This is a genomic window from Pseudovibrio sp. W64 (assembly GCF_001623145.1).
Classification (GTDB): Bacteria; Pseudomonadota; Alphaproteobacteria; order Rhizobiales; family Stappiaceae; genus Pseudovibrio.
This window is the reverse complement of record NZ_LMCI01000002.1, coordinates 98,837-115,850: the sequence shown is the minus strand read 5'-3', so window position 1 is coordinate 115,850 and position 17,014 is coordinate 98,837. Positions and strand designations below refer to the sequence as shown.

Annotated in this window: 17 protein-coding genes; 8 read left to right on the top strand and 9 right to left on the bottom strand. The window is 51.9% G+C overall.

What is annotated here, in order from left to right; translation table 11 throughout:
- Positions 1 to 117 precede the first annotated feature (117 nt).
- The 6 genes from PsW64_RS01365 to lpxK are packed head-to-tail and all read left to right on the top strand — an operon-like array spanning position 118 to position 5,610.
- Entirely contained in the window at positions 118 to 1,461 is a 1,344-nt protein-coding gene (locus PsW64_RS01365) for a TldD/PmbA family protein (protein ID WP_063287191.1), read from the top strand.
- The gene (locus tag PsW64_RS01360; RefSeq protein ID WP_063302442.1) at positions 1,448 to 2,242 is read left to right on the top strand and encodes a 3'(2'),5'-bisphosphate nucleotidase CysQ; all 795 of its coding nucleotides are present in this window, start codon (positions 1,448 to 1,450) and stop codon (positions 2,240 to 2,242) included. Before PsW64_RS01365 ends, PsW64_RS01360 begins: the two co-directional genes overlap by 14 nt.
- 50 nt (positions 2,243 to 2,292) lie before the next feature.
- Complete coding sequence (locus PsW64_RS01355) at positions 2,293 to 2,535, top strand: DUF4170 domain-containing protein (protein ID WP_057462263.1); 243 nt, start codon at positions 2,293 to 2,295, stop codon at positions 2,533 to 2,535.
- Between the two features lie 48 nt (positions 2,536 to 2,583).
- Positions 2,584 to 3,279, top strand: a complete 696-nt coding sequence (locus PsW64_RS01350; RefSeq protein WP_057462264.1) for a lysophospholipid acyltransferase family protein — start codon at positions 2,584 to 2,586, stop codon at positions 3,277 to 3,279.
- A gap of 24 nt (positions 3,280 to 3,303) precedes the next feature.
- Positions 3,304 to 4,593: a 3-deoxy-D-manno-octulosonic acid transferase gene (locus PsW64_RS01345; protein WP_063302441.1), complete on the top strand. Its 1,290-nt coding sequence runs from the start codon at positions 3,304 to 3,306 to the stop codon at positions 4,591 to 4,593.
- 3 nt (positions 4,594 to 4,596) lie between these two features.
- Positions 4,597 to 5,610, top strand: coding sequence for a tetraacyldisaccharide 4'-kinase (gene lpxK, locus PsW64_RS01340; protein WP_063302440.1), 1,014 nt, complete (start codon positions 4,597 to 4,599; stop codon positions 5,608 to 5,610).
- On the opposite strand, the gene PsW64_RS01335 is transcribed toward lpxK, so the two are convergent.
- The 5 genes from PsW64_RS01335 to PsW64_RS01315 all read right to left on the bottom strand — a co-directional run bounded on the left by PsW64_RS01335 (position 5,607) and on the right by PsW64_RS01315 (position 11,670).
- A complete protein-coding gene (locus PsW64_RS01335; protein ID WP_093517470.1) occupies positions 5,607 to 5,828 on the bottom strand; it encodes a DUF2093 domain-containing protein in 222 nt (73 codons plus the stop codon). The two genes, lpxK and PsW64_RS01335, sit on opposite strands and share 4 nt — an antisense overlap.
- A 104-nt stretch (positions 5,829 to 5,932) precedes the next feature.
- A complete protein-coding gene (locus PsW64_RS01330; protein ID WP_063302439.1) occupies positions 5,933 to 7,297 on the bottom strand; it encodes an MATE family efflux transporter in 1,365 nt (454 codons plus the stop codon).
- A 6-nt stretch (positions 7,298 to 7,303) separates the two neighbouring features.
- Positions 7,304 to 7,726 carry a MerR family transcriptional regulator gene (locus PsW64_RS01325; RefSeq protein ID WP_057462269.1) on the bottom strand — a complete coding sequence of 141 codons (423 nt, stop codon included), beginning with the start codon at positions 7,724 to 7,726 and terminating at the stop codon, positions 7,304 to 7,306.
- A 146-nt stretch (positions 7,727 to 7,872) separates the two neighbouring features.
- Complete coding sequence (locus PsW64_RS01320) at positions 7,873 to 9,651, bottom strand: monovalent cation:proton antiporter-2 (CPA2) family protein (protein WP_063302438.1); 1,779 nt, start codon at positions 9,649 to 9,651, stop codon at positions 7,873 to 7,875.
- Positions 9,652 to 9,765: 114 nt separating this feature from the next.
- Positions 9,766 to 11,670 (bottom strand): monovalent cation:proton antiporter-2 (CPA2) family protein, encoded by a 1,905-nt coding sequence (locus tag PsW64_RS01315; protein ID WP_063302548.1) that lies wholly within the window; start codon positions 11,668 to 11,670, stop codon positions 9,766 to 9,768.
- A gap of 217 nt (positions 11,671 to 11,887) precedes the next feature.
- Between PsW64_RS01315 and PsW64_RS01310 the strand changes: the two genes are divergently transcribed.
- Positions 11,888 to 12,637, top strand: a complete 750-nt coding sequence (locus PsW64_RS01310; protein ID WP_063302437.1) for a transglutaminase-like domain-containing protein — start codon at positions 11,888 to 11,890, stop codon at positions 12,635 to 12,637.
- Between the two features lie 67 nt (positions 12,638 to 12,704).
- Here PsW64_RS01310 and tldD read toward each other — a convergent pair whose 3' ends face one another.
- The 3 genes from tldD to PsW64_RS01295 form a co-directional block, all read right to left on the bottom strand.
- On the bottom strand, positions 12,705 to 14,129 hold the full coding sequence (tldD, locus tag PsW64_RS01305) for a metalloprotease TldD (protein ID WP_063293732.1): 1,425 nt from the start codon (positions 14,127 to 14,129) through the stop codon (positions 12,705 to 12,707).
- 115 nt (positions 14,130 to 14,244) lie between these two features.
- Positions 14,245 to 14,850 carry a LysE family translocator gene (locus PsW64_RS01300; RefSeq protein WP_208980501.1) on the bottom strand — a complete coding sequence of 202 codons (606 nt, stop codon included), beginning with the start codon at positions 14,848 to 14,850 and terminating at the stop codon, positions 14,245 to 14,247.
- The gene (locus PsW64_RS01295; protein ID WP_208980500.1) at positions 14,847 to 15,464 is read right to left on the bottom strand and encodes a LysE family translocator; all 618 of its coding nucleotides are present in this window, start codon (positions 15,462 to 15,464) and stop codon (positions 14,847 to 14,849) included. Before PsW64_RS01295 ends, PsW64_RS01300 begins: the two co-directional genes overlap by 4 nt.
- A gap of 187 nt (positions 15,465 to 15,651) precedes the next feature.
- On the opposite strand from PsW64_RS01295, the gene PsW64_RS01290 reads away from it, so the two are divergent.
- Positions 15,652 to 16,227 (top strand): DinB family protein, encoded by a 576-nt coding sequence (locus tag PsW64_RS01290; protein WP_342633459.1) that lies wholly within the window; start codon positions 15,652 to 15,654, stop codon positions 16,225 to 16,227.
- 104 nt (positions 16,228 to 16,331) lie between these two features.
- Here PsW64_RS01290 and PsW64_RS01285 read toward each other — a convergent pair whose 3' ends face one another.
- Complete coding sequence (locus PsW64_RS01285; RefSeq protein WP_057462274.1) at positions 16,332 to 16,859, bottom strand: invasion associated locus B family protein; 528 nt, start codon at positions 16,857 to 16,859, stop codon at positions 16,332 to 16,334.
- Positions 16,860 to 17,014 lie beyond the last annotated feature (155 nt).

Sequence of the window (17,014 nt, the reverse complement as noted above, 5' to 3'; positions counted from 1 at the left end):
TGCCCAGCAAGCCGCTGCAATTTCTGCGTACAGCCCCGCGATTATTGGCAGGTGTGCTTGCTCTTAAGACAGGCACGCCCTAAACACGAAGAGCAAGAAAACAGGAGGTCCATGCGAATGTCTGACGCAATTGCCAATTCTAAGCTTGAAGAGCAGGCAGTGAGCTTGGTGGAAGCTGCAAAAGCAGCTGGCGCCGATGCAGCAGACGCAATCGCAGTTACGGGCATGTCATTGTCTGTTTCCGTGCGCGAAGGCAAGGTTGAAAACACCGACCGCGCAGAAGGTAACGACGTGACACTCCGCGTATTTGTGGGCAAGCAGGTTGCCAGCATTTCTTCCAATGCCAGTGACGACCCCGCTGAGCTTGCAGCTCGTGCCGTTGAAATGGCGAAAGTCACGCCGGAAGATCCATACGCTGGGCTTGCTGAACCTGAGCGTCTCCTGAAAGACATCCCTCAGCTGGACCTGATAGATCCACGTGAGGTGAATGCCGAGGAACTGACCAGAACCGCGCTCGAAGCAGAAGCTGCGGCTCTCGCAGTTGAGGGCGTTTCCAAATCAGGCGGTGCTGGCGCAAGCTGGGGGCTCTCTGGCATCGTACTTGCCACAAGCCACGGATTTGTTGGTGCTTATCAGCGTTCTCGTTCTGGCTTCTCCATGACAGCTATTGCTGGTGAAGGCACTGGCATGGAGCGTGATTACGAATTCGATTCCCGCACCTATTGGGATGATCTGATGTCTGCGGAAGAAGTTGGCCGGATTGCAGCAGAGCGCACCGTGCGCCGCCTCAATCCACGCCAGCTGGAAACCCGCAAGGCGCCAGTGGTTTATGAACCACGCACAGCGCGCTCCCTGCTTGGTCACTTTGCAGGCGCGATCAACGGAGCCTCAATCGCCCGTGGAACCAGCTTCCTGAAAGATAAAATGGGCCAGCAGGTCTTCGGGAAAGGTATTACCATCTCCGATGACCCGTTTAAGGCTCGCGGCGGTGGCACAGCTCCGTTTGATGCGGAAGGCACCGGTGCTGAATACCTCAACATGATTGAAGATGGTATTCTGGGCCATTGGTTCCTTGACGGATACGCAGCGCGTGAGCTTGGCCTGACCTCAAATGGCCGTGCACGCCGTTCCGGGTCCTCCACCTCTCCAAGCGCAACCAATCTGACGCTTCAGGCGGGTGAGAAAACACCGGAAGAAATCTTAAGAGATATCGGCGAAGGTTTGCTGGTAACGGATTTGATTGGTCACGGTGCAAACGGTGTAACAGGTGACTACTCCCGAGGAGCCTCAGGCTACTGGGTCGAAAATGGCGAAATCGCCTATCCAGTGAGCGAAATCACCATCGCAGGCAACCTCAAGGACATGTTCCTGAACCTGACACCGGCATCTGATCTGGACGAACGATATGCAGTGGCCACGCCAACAGTGGTTATCGAAGGACTGACGATTGCCGGAAGCTAACAAATATAGCGTGCAGGAAGATTTGGAGCTGCTGGTTTCAGCAGCTCTGGAGGGCGGCAAGATCGCCCTCTCTTATTTTGGGAATTCACCAAAAAGCTGGACCAAAGAAGGCGACTCGCCTGTATCTGTCGCTGACATCGAAGTTGATCAGTTTCTGGCATCTAAATTGCGCGAAGCACGCCCTGACTATGGCTGGCTCTCGGAAGAAACTGAAGACGATCTGGTCCGAAAAGACTATGAGACAGTTTTTATCATCGACCCGATTGATGGAACTCGTGCGTTTTTGAATGGGCGCGATGAGTGGTGCCTGTCGCTGGCAGTGGTCAAAAATGGTCGCCCAACAGCTGGCGTGATTTTTTGCCCGGTGCGTGATGAGCTTTACACCTCCGTAGAGGGAGGAGGCAGCTATCTCAATCAGGAAAAGATTGCGGTTTCAGACCGTCCGTCCGTCACCGGCGCCTACATCGCAGGCCCCGTCAGCTTCCTTGAAAAAGAAGGCGTAAAGAGTGAGCAGATTCGGTTCAGTCCTTATCTGGGCTCACTTGCCTACCGTTTTGCACTGGTTGCCTGTGGGAAATTGGATGCAGGTCTGGCGCGAGCAAGAGCGCGCGATTGGGACCTTGCCGCAGCGGATTTAATCATCAGTGAGGCTGGGGGCCAGTTAGTAGACTTGTCTGGATCGACCCTCTACTACAATAAAACTAGAACAAATCACCCCGGACTAGTAGCATCTTCTGCCAAATTGTTTAAAAGGCTTCAGGGAATATCCGTAGAGGATTAATCCTTATCGGTTTCCGGTCGGACTCTCTGTGAAGAAGGTGAGCGAACACTATGAGTGCTCAAGAAGAAAACCAACAGCTACTTCACCTCGTGTTTGGTGGTGAATTAGAAGATATCAGCAATGTTCGCTTTAAAGATCTTAAGGATCTGGACATTGTAGGCATCTACCCGAACTACGCTGAGGCACACGTCGCGTGGAAAGCAAAGGCGCAAGGTACCGTTGATAACGCATTGATGCGTTACTTTATTGTACACATGCACCGTCTGCTTGATCCGGGCGCAGAAACCAAGTAAGTACTGCGCCTCCCGGGAATTCTGCCCGAACTCAAATGGGCTTGTGAAATGTTGAAAAAACTAGGCAAACACCCGCTTGTCATGAAGCTAGCGGGCACTGCCATGGCGTATTATCTGCTCTTTGTCTACAAGAGCAGTAAACTCACCATTGATCCTCCAGAGGTTTATGAGGAACATGAGGAGGGTGCACCATTCATCGCGTCCATGTGGCACGGTCAGCATTTCATGCTACCCTTTGCTTGTCCAAAGCACTGGGATATCAGGGTTATGATTTCTCGCAGTGCTGACGGCGAAATGCAAGCGGTTTGCGCATCAAAACTGGGACTCGGTACAATCCGGGCCGCTGGTGCGCAGCGCTCCAGTCAAATCAAAAAACGTGGAGGCATGCGCGGCTTTATTGAAGCTGTGCGCGTGCTCAAAGCAGGCGCCACAGTCTCCATGACAGCGGACGTACCCAAAGGTCCTGCGCGTAAGGCAGGCAAAGGCATCGTACAGCTGGCCAAGCACTCCGGTCGGCCAATCCTGCCCGTAGCAATGGCAACCAGCCGTCATTATGACCTTGATACTTGGGATAAGGCATCCATCAATTTGCCGTTCAGCCATATTGGGTTATGCTTTGGTAAACCTATTCCGGTGCCGGCTGATGCAAGCGATGAACAGGTCGAGGAAATTCGTCAGCGTCTGGAAAACAGCATGAACGAAATAACTGACAAAGCTTATGCAATCGCCAAATCAGGCAAATAACAAACACTGGCAGAACTGGGTCCCATGAGTTCAGTGATCTTCAGAGTCTATCAAGGTCTTGGCCGTCTGGCCGCGCCGCTCCTTGTTGGCTTGTATAAATTGCGCGCCCGCCAGGGCAAAGAAGATCAGAACCGCAAAGGGGAACGGTTTGGTGTCGCCTCGAAAGAGCGGCCATCTGGAAACCTGATCTGGATCCACGCAGCAAGTGTAGGGGAGGCCAACGCCGTCCTGCCACTTGCAAAGCAAGTCGTTGACGGTGGTTCCAAAGTTTTGCTGACAACAGCGACACTGACATCTGCGCAGGTGGTTGAAGCCTCAGCGCCTGAAGGCGTGATCCATCAGTTTGTTCCTTATGATACGCGCGGCAACATCAAGAGATTTCTGAACCACTGGTCACCTTGTCTGGCAATCACAGTTGAATCAGAAATCTGGCCGGCAACATTCCATGAGTTGGAAAAGCGGCAAATCCCACTGATCATCGTCAATGGACGCATGTCAGAAGGCTCCTTCTCAAATTGGAACCGTGTTCCCTCCTTTGCCCATTCAGTCTTTGGAACCGTCGATTGCGTGCTCGCCCAGTCAGATGATGATGCGGCCCGGTTCAAGCAACTGGGAGCAATCCGCGTCAGACCTACGGGCAATATCAAGTTTGACGGCAATGTTCCTGAGTGCGATCCGGTAGAACTCGCTGACTTCAAAGATCAGCTCGAAGGTCGCCCACGATGGCTTGCAGCCAGCACGCACCCAGAAGAAGAAGTTGAAGTTGCCAAGGCTCATCAAGAGCTCAAGCACAAGTTTGATCGCTTGCTGACGATTATCGTTCCAAGGCATCCGGTCCGGGCACAGGAAATCCGCGAAGAGCTGGAGCAGATGGGCCTTGTGTGCACTCAGCGCTCACGGGGCGAAGCTATTACCAATGCGACCGATATCTATATAGCTGACACGCTCGGCGAGCTTGGCTTGTTCTATCGTGTTGCGCCGATTGTGTTTATGGGCGGCTCGCTGAGGCCAATCGGTGGGCATAACCTCCTTGAACCGGCTCAAGTAGGCTGCGCCATCCTATCTGGTGTGCATACTCAAAATTTCGCATGGATCTATCGCCAATTCTCAAAGGAAGAAGGCGTTCTTCTGGTACACAACACCAGTGAGTTGGCCGATCAGATCGAAAACCTGCTTCACAACCCTGCGGAAGTTCAAAAGCGCGCTGACACAGCAAAAGCGCTGGTCGAATCTGGACGGGGCGCTCTGGCAGCGACCCAGCTTGAGCTGCAGCAATATCTGCCTGTGAAGCAATCAGCAGCAGGGAAGGAGTAGACGATGAACGCTCCTGACTTTTGGTGGACGAAAAACGGAACCTGGCAAGCCAAACTCTTGAGCCCTTTTGGTGCGCTCTACGGCTACATGGCGACACGTCGTTTCAGGTACAATCCCAGATACAAAGCCCGTCAACCTGTCATTTGCATTGGCAACTTCACAGCAGGCGGTACCGGTAAAACACCATTTGCGCTGGCGTTGAATGCTCTGTTGAAAGAGGCTGGCCACAAACCCGGCTTTCTTCTGCGTGGCTACGGAGGTTCGATTAAAGGACCGCTGCTCGTAGAGCCGTCAAAATATGCCGCCGCAGAAGTCGGCGATGAAGCGATGCTATTGGCACGCCGCGGCCCAACTGTGATCTCTGCTGATCGCACAGCCGGTGCCAAGCTTCTGGAAGAGCAGGATATATCTGTCATCATTATGGATGATGGATTCCAGAACCCGTCTTTGCATAAGGACTTCTCCATCGTTCTTCTGGATGCGAAGACCGGTATTGGCAATGCCAGATGTATTCCGGCTGGTCCATTGAGAATGCCGTTCAAGAAACAGCTGCAGCGGGTTGGCCTGCTGATGGTTGTGGGTGAGGGCGATGCGAGTATCGATCAGCAAAAGACGGCACGCCAGGCTGGGATCGATTTGATGCACGCTGCAATCCGTCCTGTGTCCGCAGATGCCTTAGACGGGGAACGCGTGCTTGCATTCGCGGGAATTGGTCGTCCTGAAAAGCTATATTCCAGCTTGCGGGAGGCCGGAGCTGATGTCGTTGAGACCATGTCCTTCCCGGATCATCATTACTTCACGAAAGACGACGCGCGCCTGATACTGCGTGAAGCTGAAACGCAGGACTTGCTGCCAATTACGACCACAAAAGATTACGTGCGTTTGGATGGCCGCGAAGAGCAATCTATTGCGCGGCTTGCAAGCGTGGCAAGTGTGCTGGAAGTGGAGATGAAAATCGCTGAACCAGACGCCCTCATCGAGCGCCTGAAACCTGTGTTGGACTGCGAAAAGCCTTAGGCTTGTAGGCCATTGCTTTCATAGGCTTTAAGGGCAGCATCTGCATCAATGTACGCTTCCTGACGAGATACACTCCAGTACTTGAGTTCTTCAAGCATGATCGTTTTTCCAGTGATCGCACACTTCACAAAGTTACCGGGTGCTTTCACCTGATAATCACCATCCAGATATTGGATACGTGCTTCTGTTGGAACGCGTGGCTGTTCAAAACGGTTCATTATTTCAGCATCCAGAGTTGTTGTGTTTTTCCTTTCTTACCGCTCAAACCTTAAAAAGGCCAGCGGTAAGAACATGCATCTTATGCAAATAAATCTGGCAGCATTTATGCAGTTGCCAGTTTTTCCTTGCGGATTTTCTCAATCGTGCGCCAGCAAACATATTGGGCCAGAAAGGCGAAAACAACGCCGCCAATGGCTTGCCCTGCCAGAACACCGTTTGCCTGATAGAAGTAAGCACCGGCAATGGTGAACGGGATAGTCCCAAGAGTTGCTCTGCCCCAGTTAAACAGCATGGAGTAGATTGGGAAGCCCAGATTGTTGAACACAGCATTGGTGACAAACAAAGCAGCATTGAACAGGAAACCAGCTGCTGCAAAAGTGCAGAAGAAGAAGACCAGTGAAGCGCTGTCACCCTCAGCATTGAAGAACTGCACCAATGGCCCCTGCAACACAAACAGCAAACCCCAGGCTGACAGCGTGTAAACCACGATCAACAAAAGAGAATCCTTCACAACCTTGCTAAGCCGGTCGAATTCCATGGCTCCAAAATTCTGGCCAATAATGGGACCAACTGCACCGGAAAGAGCGAACAGCGCACCGAAAGCAACAGGAATAATCCGACCAACAATCGCAAAGCCTGCGACTGCTCCATCACCAAACTGAGCCATTTCCGCAATAATCCAGGCATTGCCTGCTGGTGTTGCGATGTTGGTCAACATGGCTGGTGTCGCCACTTTGAACAGATCGACGGTATCGCTGACAGTCTTAGAAATCTCAGGCTTGCCGAGCATGTTGTGCTTGATGATCAGGATATAAAGGCCAACACCAACCATCACCAGGCGAGAAACAACAGAAGCGATTGCAGCACCAGTGATGCCCATATCAAACCCGAAAATGAGGATCGGATCTAAAATGGCTGTCACAAAGCCGCTGGACAAAGTCACAAACATCGCACCACGTGCATCACCCACGGATCTCAACAGCGCAGAAAGCACCATTGCACCAACGAGGAACGGCATGGAAGGCACGACGATGTAAAGGAAGAGCAGCGTAAAATCGAGTGTACGCCCAGACGCCCCGAGCAACATCGCCAGATCATCCAGAAACGCCAGACTACCAGCCACGACAGCGAGTGATATCAATGTTGATATTATAAGCGACATGCTCACAAGGCGGTGTGCGCCTTTCACATCACCTTGCCCGATACGCCGGGCAACTGAAGCACTGGCGGCAATGGAAAGTCCAATGCCAATGGCAGAGTTGAAAAACATGATGGTTCCGGCATAGCCAATTGCCGCCGCAAGTTCTTCAATACCCAACTGTGCAATGTAAAAAAGGTTTGCAAAATCAACGAGGAAAATAGCAATCAATCCGACTGAGCCGGTGGATGTCATCACCAGCACATGGCGCATAGTCGAGCCATAGGTGAATTTTGCATCCCGTGTGCCGGATGAAGTTGGTCTGGACATAAAAACTCACTTTTGGCGATGCTGATAGCAATCGCAGGAGAGGGCCTCAATGACCCTGCAATCGTGTATCTTTCCGCTGGAACAGTGTTTCAGCATCTTCTTCAGCTCGGTTTGTAGGCTTTGGAGACGAATAATTTTGTCTTCCACCTCAGTCAGGTGAGCCCGTGCAATCTCGTCTGCGCCCTCGCAGTCATCCTCCGGATGTTCCTTAAGCAGCATAAGGCTCTCGATCATTTCCAAAGAGAAACCGAGATCACGGCCATGACGGATGAAAGAAAGTCGGTTCAGGTGGTCTTCGCCATAACGACGCTGACCGCCCTCAGTGCGCGGAGGTTCCGGAAGCAGCTTTTTTTGCTCATAAAAACGAATGGTCTGGACTTTAACGCCAGCCTTCTTCGCAAGATCACCGATTGAGTACTCACCAGCCATATCGAACCATAGGGATTAATGTGGTCTCTGCGAGAAAGCAGTGCCGCAGATCACGAAATGTTGAAATGAGCGCACACCACGCCCACGCAATAAATGTGCTTCAAATCAACCAGCGTCAAGAGCAGTGCTCTGATAACCTGATTTAATCAGTCAGGTTTTTCTGTTTTGCTTTCATCACGTGGCGTGCGCTGGTGCAACTTGTCTGAGCCAGCAAGATCACCACCGGCAAGCTGCATTGTCAGGCGTTCATCATCTCGTTTGCGAACATCATCTTCAACTTCGTCAATACGGTCTGCCGGCAAACCAAGAAACTCAAGCGCTTTCCGACCAAAAGTCAGGCTGGACTCAAAAGTCTCACGGATCTGATAGTCAACGCCCAGACGGGTGAGATCAAGTGCATGAGCCCGGTCCGTGGCACGGCAATAAAGGGCTGCATTGGGGAACGCGGATCTGATCTGCAAAATTGCCTGCTTCATGACGCGGTCATCCTCAATGCAAAGAGCAATCAAGGTTGCATTCTCGCCTCCAGCTGCCTTGAGCACGTCGGGCCGCGTCGCATCCCCATAATAAACCCTGTAGCCATATTGGCGAGCATAGTTGATCCGATCCGGCTTGTTGTCGAGAGCTGTGACGGAAATTCCTTCAGAAGTCAGCATCTGCGCAACCATCATACCAAACCGCCCAAATCCGACAATCAATACGCTCGGGCATGCATCCTCAAAGGTCTCGATTTTATTGGTCGTGTCGCCATGCTTCTTCATCCGCTCCGCAACAAAATCCAGACCTACCGCACCAAGTGGTGTGAGCAGCATCGTCAAAATAACAATAGCGCTGAGGATATTCGCAGATTCCTCTGGCAAGATTGCCGCGGCAGTCGCCGTTGAAAACAGCACAAAGGCAAACTCCCCGCCTTGTGGCAGAGTGACTGCCACGCGCAGAGCATCAGAGTTGGAAGAGCCAAACAAACGCGACAGGCCCCAGAGCAGAACACCCTTGGTGAGCATCAGCAACACGACCGCTGAAACGACATGCTGCCAGTTCGCGACAATCAGATCAAGTTCGAGCGCCATCCCCACAGTCATGAAGAACAGACCCATGAGCATAGTACGGAAAGGCTCAATATCTGCTTCCAGCGTATGTCGGTAACTAGATTCTGCCAGCATCACACCAGAGAGAAAAGCCCCCAATGCCATGGAGAGGCCAACAAGGCTCATCAAACCTGCACTGCCCAGAGCAACCAGCAGTGCTGCAGCAATCATCAACTCACGAGCGCCAGAAGCCGTTAAAAGCTTGAAGAGGGGAGAAAGTAGGAAGCGGCCCGCAAAGATCACAAAGCCAACAGCTGCGACAACCGTGATCACCTGCATGGCAATGGAAGCTTCTTCCACATCCGCTTCAGCAGGGGCCAGAATGCTGACCATGGCAAGCAGAGGCACAATAGCCATGTCCTGCAGCAGCAAGATGCCGAAGGCCCGTTGGCCATACTTGGTGCTCAGGTGTCCGCGCTCCTGCAGCATTTGCAAGGCAAAGGCCGTGGATGACAAAGCAAGACCAAGCCCGGCGATCAGGGCAACCTGCCAGGACAGGCCAAACACCATAGCGCCTAAAGTCAGTATCAAACCCGAGATTACAACCTGCGCTGTCCCAAGCCCGAATATGTCTCGCCGCATGGTCCATAATCGGGCAGGCTCCAGTTCCAGCCCGATCACAAACAACAGCAGAACGACCCCAAGCTCCGCGAAGCCCAGTATACGCTCAGGCTCATTGAAGAAGCCGATGCCATAGGGGCCAATCGCCATTCCTGCTGCGAGGAAGCCGACCACAGCACCAAGGCCAAGCCGTTTGGTGATGGGCACAGCGATAACTGCAGCGGAAAGAACCACAATGGTTTCGATAAAGAACGGGGGGACGTGAGCTTCTGCCATTGGCATCCTAAAAAGCGGAATTCAAACTATTAAAACAGACATTTCTGATTTCAGTCGATTTTGAGGGGAATACCTTAATTCTATCTAAGAGAAAATGTAGTTTTCCGTATAAAGCTAGTCTGAAGATGGCTTGTGTGGTGAAGTTTTTTCAGAATTCTCTGATTGTTCCTTCTCTGCCTTCTTTTCGGCCTCCGCAAGGCGGCGTGCTGGTTCGTTCAGGGCAGTTGATTCTGATTTCGGTTTGATCAAAGGTTTTACTGGCACATTGGGCAGCTTGAATTGCTTGTAACCCGCATACAGCCCACCCACCTGCTGCAACGCCAAAAGCTCAGCATCTCTGCGCCGCACATCCGCAAGAATTTCATAGGTGCGGTCTTCATCCTCACCCAACTCCTCCAGTATTTCCCGCCCGAACTGTAATGCCGACTCCAGGGTCTCACGCAGCTGATAGTCTGCGCCCGCTGTCACAAGTTGAATAGCGTGACGACGATCGTGGGCGCGGGCGAAGATTTTGGCGAGTGGGAACTGTGTTTTCGTCATGCGCACAATCTGGCTCGTTGTTTCGGCCCGTTCGGTACAAACCGCAATCACACTGGCATTTTCCGCCCCTGCTGCCCGCAAAACATTCAGTCGTCGACCATCTCCGTAGTAAATCCGGTAACCAAACCGGGAGGCCTCCCGGATATGCTGTGCGTCTGTATCCAGAACCGTCACAGTTGATCCCTGCGCAATCAGCATCTGAGAGGCAAGCTGCCCAAAACGCCCAAATCCTATCACCAGCACATTGGTGCGGCCTCCCTCTGTATTGGGTATATCCGGTTTCACGGGCTCAGGCCTCAGCTTCACGCCAAACCATTGCGAGAGCCAAACGCTCAGCAGAGTAAACGCCATGGTGAAAGAGATGATTGCGGAGAGCAGGCTGCTCTGATGCGGGTTCAGCAAGTCAACGGCGACGGATGCTGAGAAGATGACAAATCCAAACTCTCCAGCCTGAGCCAGCAAACCACCAATCTGCAAACTGTTTTCTGGCGTGTGACCAGACAGGCGGGTGACAGAAAAAATGCTCAGACACTTCACGACCATCAAACCAAAACTGCAGGCAAGCACCACCACCCAGTTCTGATAGACAAAGTTCAGGTCGATGGACATGCCGACCGTGATGAAGAAGAACCCGAGCAACAAACCGCGAAAAGGCTCCAGATCAGCCTCAAGCTCATGCCGGAAAGAACTTTCTGCCAGCATCACACCCGCAATAAACGCGCCCAATGCACTCGAAAGACCTACCGCTTTCATCAGCGTTGCTGCGCCAAGCACTGTGAGCAATGCAGAGGCTGTCATCATCTCGCGAGCACCAATACGGGCAAACAGCCGAAACAATGGGGTGAGCAGATAGCGGCCAACAGCAACCAGCAACAGCACGGTCGAAGCCATAATCAGCGCCGTCTCCCAACCTGGCCGTTGGCCCGTATCGATAGGAACAGGCGCCACAATTGCCATCAGCGCGAGAATGGGAACAATCATCATGTCCTGAAACAGCAAGATTGCGATAGATGTTTGCCCCATCGGCGTCGTGCGATCACCGCGGTCTTGCAAAATACGCAAGGAAAGAGCCGTTGATGAAAGCGCGAGTGAAAGGCCAATAATGAGAGATTTTTGCCAGGTCAGTCCTCCAAAATAGATAGCAAGCCCAATTAAAAGCGCGGAAAATCCTACTTGAGCTGACCCTGAGCCAAAAATCTCCTTACGCAAAGACCATAGGCGACCAGGATTCAGCTCAAGCCCAATCAGAAACAGCAGCATGACCACGCCAAGCTCACCAATGGGCCGCAACTCATCAGGAGCGCTAAAGGGACTGCCAAGATACTGCCCAATCCCCCATGGCCCTAAAATAACGCCCGCTATCAAATAGCCGACGATGGTTCCAACCCGGATCAACTTGGCAAACGGCACCACCAGAATCGCCATGCTTAGAAACAGCATGATGTCTGTCACAAAATCCAGTTGGTGGAGTGTGATCATGAAAGGGTGCGGCTCATTATTATTTTTGAAAGAAGCTACAGACCCAGCGTAAATTCGGTTTGAATGCAATACAGACAAGCTGAGGTAAATCTTCAGCACCCTTAACGAAGTGCCAGTTTGAGCTCTCAGGTTGTAGCGTAAATAGATGCAATTTAGACCTTGAACCTACAGTGACTAGAGCCTTTACAGTCGCCTTATTCTCGATTGGAGGCGCAAAATGCTAGACAAACCAAACACTCACTTAAACATCCTGCTCAAGGAAACCCCACTACTCAACTTTAGTGCGCCAACAATCCGGCAGCTCGTTGATCAAAGGAAATGGAAGGATCTATCTCCCTTTGATCGTGCTGGAGCAGTCCACGATTTCGTCCGCAATGAAATCCTGTTTGGTTACAACAAAGCAGACAATATTCCGGCAAGTCAGGTGCTGGCTGATGGAATAGGGCAATGCAACACCAAAGGCACACTCCTCATGGCGCTGATGAGAGCCGTTGGAGTTCCCTGTCGTTTGCACGGCTTCACGATCCATAAAGAACTACAGCGCGGAGTAGTGCCCGAACTGGCCTACCAGATCGCCCCGGACAACATTTTGCATTCCTGGGTGGAGATCTATCTTGAGGACCGCTGGATTAACCTGGAGGGCTTTATTCTGGATGATGCGTTTCTCTCTGCTCTTCAGCAGAAGTTTGCCCCAAGCAGACAATCCCTTTGTGGCTACGGCGTTGGCACCAACTGCCTCAGCGCGCCTCAGGTCAATTGGCGGGGGCAGGACACTTACATCCAGAAAACCGGCATTAACAATGACTTTGGAATCTATAACAGCCCGGATGATTTCTACACTGAACACATGCAGGCGTTCTCGCCAATGGTGAAGGTGCTTTATGAAAACGGCATCCGTCACGTGATGAACTGGAGAACCAATCGCATTCGCGCTGATAAAGTGCCTGCAATTCCCCTGCGGGATTAGAAGTGTTCCCACAAAGAAAAAGGGGCATCTCTGCCCCTTTCAAACTCATAGAACCTGTCTGAACCAATCAGGTCGCAGTGCCACCAATCGTCATCTCGTTGATGCGCATGGTTGGCTGTCCAACACCCACTGGCACGCCTTGACCGGCCTTGCCGCAAGTTCCGATACCTGGATCCAGCTTCATGTCGTTGCCAATCATGGACACCCGTTTGAGCGCATCTGGACCGTTCCCGATCAACATCGCGCCTTTCACTGGAGCACCAATCTTTCCGTTCTGGACACGGTAGGCTTCAGTACAGGAGAACACGAATTTGCCAGAGGTGATATCAACCTGACCACCACCAAAGGAAACTGCATAAATGCCGTCTTCCAGGCTTTCGATGATCTCTTTTGGATCCTGATCACCATTCTCCATGATGGTATTGGTCATGCGTGGCAGGGGCTGATGTGAGAAGGATTCACGGCGACCATTACCAGTTGGCTCAACACCCATCAGGCGTGCGTTCTGACGGTCCTGCATGTATCCAACAAGAACACCATCCTCAATGAGCGTGGTTCGGCCAGTCGGCGTACCTTCATCATCAACAGAGAGAGAGCCGCGACGCTTGGAGATGGTGCCGTCATCAACAATGGTCACGCCTTTTGCGGCAACCTGCTGTCCCATCAAGCCTGCAAACGCCGATGTTTTCTTGCGGTTGAAGTCACCTTCAAGGCCATGCCCCACTGCTTCGTGCAGCAAAATGCCCGGCCAGCCGTTGCCAAGCACCACGTCAAACGTACCAGCAGGAGCTGGGATTGCCTCCAGATTGACCAGCGCCTGACGCAGAGCTTCTTCAACAGCATGCTGCCAGCTTGTCTCAGCAACAAACTCACCAAACCCTTCGCGGCCACCAGAGCCAAAAGAGCCGGTCTCCTGCTTGTCGCCGTCACCAGCCACAATGGAAACGTTGAGGCGCACAAGAGGACGTACATCGCGAATACGGTGACCATCAGCTCGCAGGATGTCCACTGTCTTCCAGCTGCCTGCCAGCGAAACAGTTACCTGCTGTACGCGCGGGTCTTTCGCACGGGCATACGCGTCAATTTCCTGCAAAAGCTGTACTTTTTCAGCAAAACTTGGGCTGCCAATCGGGTTTTCATCCGTGTAGAGCTTCTGATTGGTACGAGCTGGCGGTGCTGCATAGGTACCGGAATGACCGCTCTGGACTGAAGCAACCGCATCAGCAGCGCGTTTCAAAGCAGCCTCGGAAATGTCGTCAGAATGGGCATAACCAGATGCTTCACCCACAACAGCACGCAGGCCAAATCCCTGACCAGTGCTGAACGTGGAGGACTTCAGGCGTCCATTGTCGAACACAAGCCCTTCGTTCTGACTGTATTCCAGATAAAGTTCCCCATCATCAGCGCCTTTCAGCGCTGCCGCAGTAATCTGGCGCGCTGTCTCCTCGTCCAGTCCTGAGGTCTGGAGAAGATCAATCGGTTTATCGCTCATGGGTAAAACTCCGAAATAATGGATTTGCTCTGTTGTGGCGAACAATCCGTGCACTTTCAAGGCTTACTATTCAATAAAGGAGGCGGGAAGGCCATCGCTCCCAAGTATTTGAGGGTCAATGCAGGAAAGCGAGCACCAATCCGGCACACACCAGAACGGCGCCAGAAACTCTATCAAGCCTGAATCTTGCGGAAGGAGCAGACAGCCAGTTGCGGGAATACCCGCCAAGAACGGCGATCAATCCGTCAATTAAAATCGCCATCATAAGATAAGTCACGCCCATCACCGTAAGCTGCGGATCCGCTGGATAAGCCTTGTCAATAAACTGCGGGAAAAATGCCGCCATGAACAGCAGTGATTTTGGGTTTGAAAGGCCAACAAAGAAGCCAACTTTCAAATGCTTATGGCTTCCGCTCACTACCCTGTCATGCCGCCCCGCACGCAACCAGCTAGAGATGCCCAGGTAGATTAAATAGGCCGCTCCTCCAAGCTGAATAACCTCAAAGGCATCAGGGTAGGTGTGCACCACCCAGGAAAGGCCAAGCACGACAGCAATGATCTGGACAGCTTGTGCGATTGTCATGCCGGCCATAACAATCAGGCCCGCTGAAGTGCCTTCGCGAGTGGATTTAGCCAGTATCATCATCACGTTAGGCCCGGGGATAGCCAGTAAGATGAATGTCGCTACAATAAATCCGAGGTAAAGGCTGATATTCATCATCTGAAAACCAACAGTCCCATAAGGAAAACTCCGGCAGTGAGCAAAACGCCACTGTTGAACCGCTTCAGCACACCTTCAACACGTGGAGATCGAAACAACCGCTCAACCAGTCCGCCACCTACCACAAGCGGTAGATCCAGGCAGGTCGCAATCAGAAGAAAAGTTGTCCCCAGAACAACAAACTGGGCATCTACCGGATGAGCGTGATTGAGAAAATGAGGGAAAAGAGCTGCGAGAAAAATGAGAGTTTTGGGATTGGCAATGCTGATCATGAAACCTGTCAGAAAGTCAGAGCCCTGGCTGGTGGGTTCAGCAATCCTACGGCTAGCAGCTCTCCACCTTCGAAGGCCGAGATAAATCAGATAAGCCGCCCCCAAAACGGTCACAGTCTCAAAGACATAGGGATAACTGACAATGAGCCAGGAAAGCCCAAAGGAAACCAGCACCACCTGAATGGCTTCTGCTGCTTTAACGCCAATGAGTGTAAAGAGACCAGCAAAAGTTCCTCCGGATGCGGATCTGGAAAGGATCAACATTTTACTGGCGTCAGGCACCGACATGATAATCAATGTCGTGACAACAAACGCAATATAGACATGCATTGCTATGGGCACGGATCACCTGCAAAGGTCCGGTCTGTTTGCATCAGGAGGCTGACGCTGCCGCAATCAAACAGAATGTGCTCGCATAGAAAACAGCACACCGGATTTAAAGTGCAAAAACCCTTTGCTTTGCGTGCCTCATTTTAGGAAAACTAAGAGGTCTCTTTGAAAACTGCAGAGACTGATCTCAAATTTTTAAGTGACGGAAATAACAGTGCTTCAATATTTTCAAGCGCAGGCCAAAAACAACGCTTGGGCGAATTATCGGCTACTTTCCAGTTGCAAGAAGCTCTCTGAAGACGAGCTAGCTGCAAAACGGACAAGTTTTTTCCCTTCAATCCTGATGACACTGAATCACATCCTCACAGTGGATTGGTTCTATATCAGCGCTCTGGAAGGAACGCCGCTCGGGATTAATGCATTTGATCCTGAGTACCCTTTTGAGCAACTACCGCCTCTTTTCGAGGCTCAAAGAAACTCAGATCAGAAGTTAATTGCGCACATAGGCTCAATGGACCTTGCTGACCTCTCCAAAATACATGTGCTGAGAGATGACAAGCCTCTGAGTGAACGAGCAGACAGGCTTCTTTTGCATCTCTTTCAACATCAGATGCACCATCGCGGGCAAGTGCACGCCATGTTGAGCGGAACTTCAGTCGCACCACCTCAGCTCGATGAATTCTTTCTTAGCAACGAGATGGAGCAGCAGGCCCGTAAGGATGACTTCGCCGCACTCGGGTTCTGTGAGGCTGACATCTGGCCAGATCGTGGGTGATCAGATAGTTCGGCAGGATCTTTCCTCGCGCCTGAAAAGACAAAAGCCGAGGCGATTTTCATCATCTCGGCTTTCAGATTACATTCGAGGGCAAGCACTTACACTTAAGGTAGAGCCGCGATTGCTTCTTTCAGACCAACCAGTGAGATCGGAATACCGATACCTTCTTCTGGTGTCTCAAAGATGATGAAAGTTGCAGTCTGACCAGTTGTGAGCTTGTCGATCAGATCCTTTTCCAGCATCGCTTCAGAAACGCAACCGCTTGGGGCAGGCAGACAGCGGATGAATGGCATCCGGCCAACATCTTTACCATCTACATTCAGACCAAGTTGCATCGGTAGCAAAACGCCAAGTGGAGCGAGAATGCGCAAAACGGTCGCTTGCTGGTCAGCCGTCTTAAGAATAATAGCTGTCAGGCCTACAGTATCACGTGCAGAATCTGTCACACTTTGAATAAGAGCACACTGCTCGACGTTAGAACCTGGGGATTTGGCGCAACGCTGCTGCCAATCACCAAACTCGCCTTTGAGTTCGCCAAGCGCTTGTTGAGCATGACCAGCTCCGGAAAATCCGGCGGCACCCGCCACTGTCACCGCAACTGATAGAGTCAGCGTGCGTAAAAACTGCTTCAAAAAACCTTCCTCCAGTTCACCGGCTGTGCAGTGTCTGTCTCCCCAGCCAGCCAGCGTGGGGTGTTTCCCTAAAATATTGGAATACCGCTCCTGACGTCAAAGCGCAAACTGGCATTCTTGGCTGTCCACTTAACTGACGAGGAAGGAGGGATCCG

Bases quoted from the DNA above. Each gene is read 5' to 3' on its own strand.
- PsW64_RS01365 (WP_063287191.1), top strand. From the start codon at position 118: ATGTCTGACGCAATTGCCAATTCTAAGCTTGAAGAGCAGGCAGTGAGC.
- PsW64_RS01355 (WP_057462263.1), top strand. From the start codon at position 2,293: ATGAGTGCTCAAGAAGAAAACCAACAGCTACTTCACCTCGTGTTTGGT.
- PsW64_RS01350 (WP_057462264.1), top strand. From the start codon at position 2,584: ATGTTGAAAAAACTAGGCAAACACCCGCTTGTCATGAAGCTAGCGGGC.
- PsW64_RS01345 (WP_063302441.1), top strand. From the start codon at position 3,304: ATGAGTTCAGTGATCTTCAGAGTCTATCAAGGTCTTGGCCGTCTGGCC.
- lpxK (WP_063302440.1), top strand. From the start codon at position 4,597: ATGAACGCTCCTGACTTTTGGTGGACGAAAAACGGAACCTGGCAAGCC.
- PsW64_RS01335 (WP_093517470.1), bottom strand. From the start codon at position 5,828: ATGAACCGTTTTGAACAGCCACGCGTTCCAACAGAAGCACGTATCCAA.
- PsW64_RS01330 (WP_063302439.1), bottom strand. From the start codon at position 7,297: ATGTCCAGACCAACTTCATCCGGCACACGGGATGCAAAATTCACCTAT.
- PsW64_RS01325 (WP_057462269.1), bottom strand. From the start codon at position 7,726: ATGGCTGGTGAGTACTCAATCGGTGATCTTGCGAAGAAGGCTGGCGTT.
- PsW64_RS01320 (WP_063302438.1), bottom strand. From the start codon at position 9,651: ATGGCAGAAGCTCACGTCCCCCCGTTCTTTATCGAAACCATTGTGGTT.
- PsW64_RS01315 (WP_063302548.1), bottom strand. From the start codon at position 11,670: ATGATCACACTCCACCAACTGGATTTTGTGACAGACATCATGCTGTTT.
- PsW64_RS01310 (WP_063302437.1), top strand. From the start codon at position 11,888: ATGCTAGACAAACCAAACACTCACTTAAACATCCTGCTCAAGGAAACC.
- tldD (WP_063293732.1), bottom strand. From the start codon at position 14,129: ATGAGCGATAAACCGATTGATCTTCTCCAGACCTCAGGACTGGACGAG.
- PsW64_RS01300 (WP_208980501.1), bottom strand. From the start codon at position 14,850: ATGATGAATATCAGCCTTTACCTCGGATTTATTGTAGCGACATTCATC.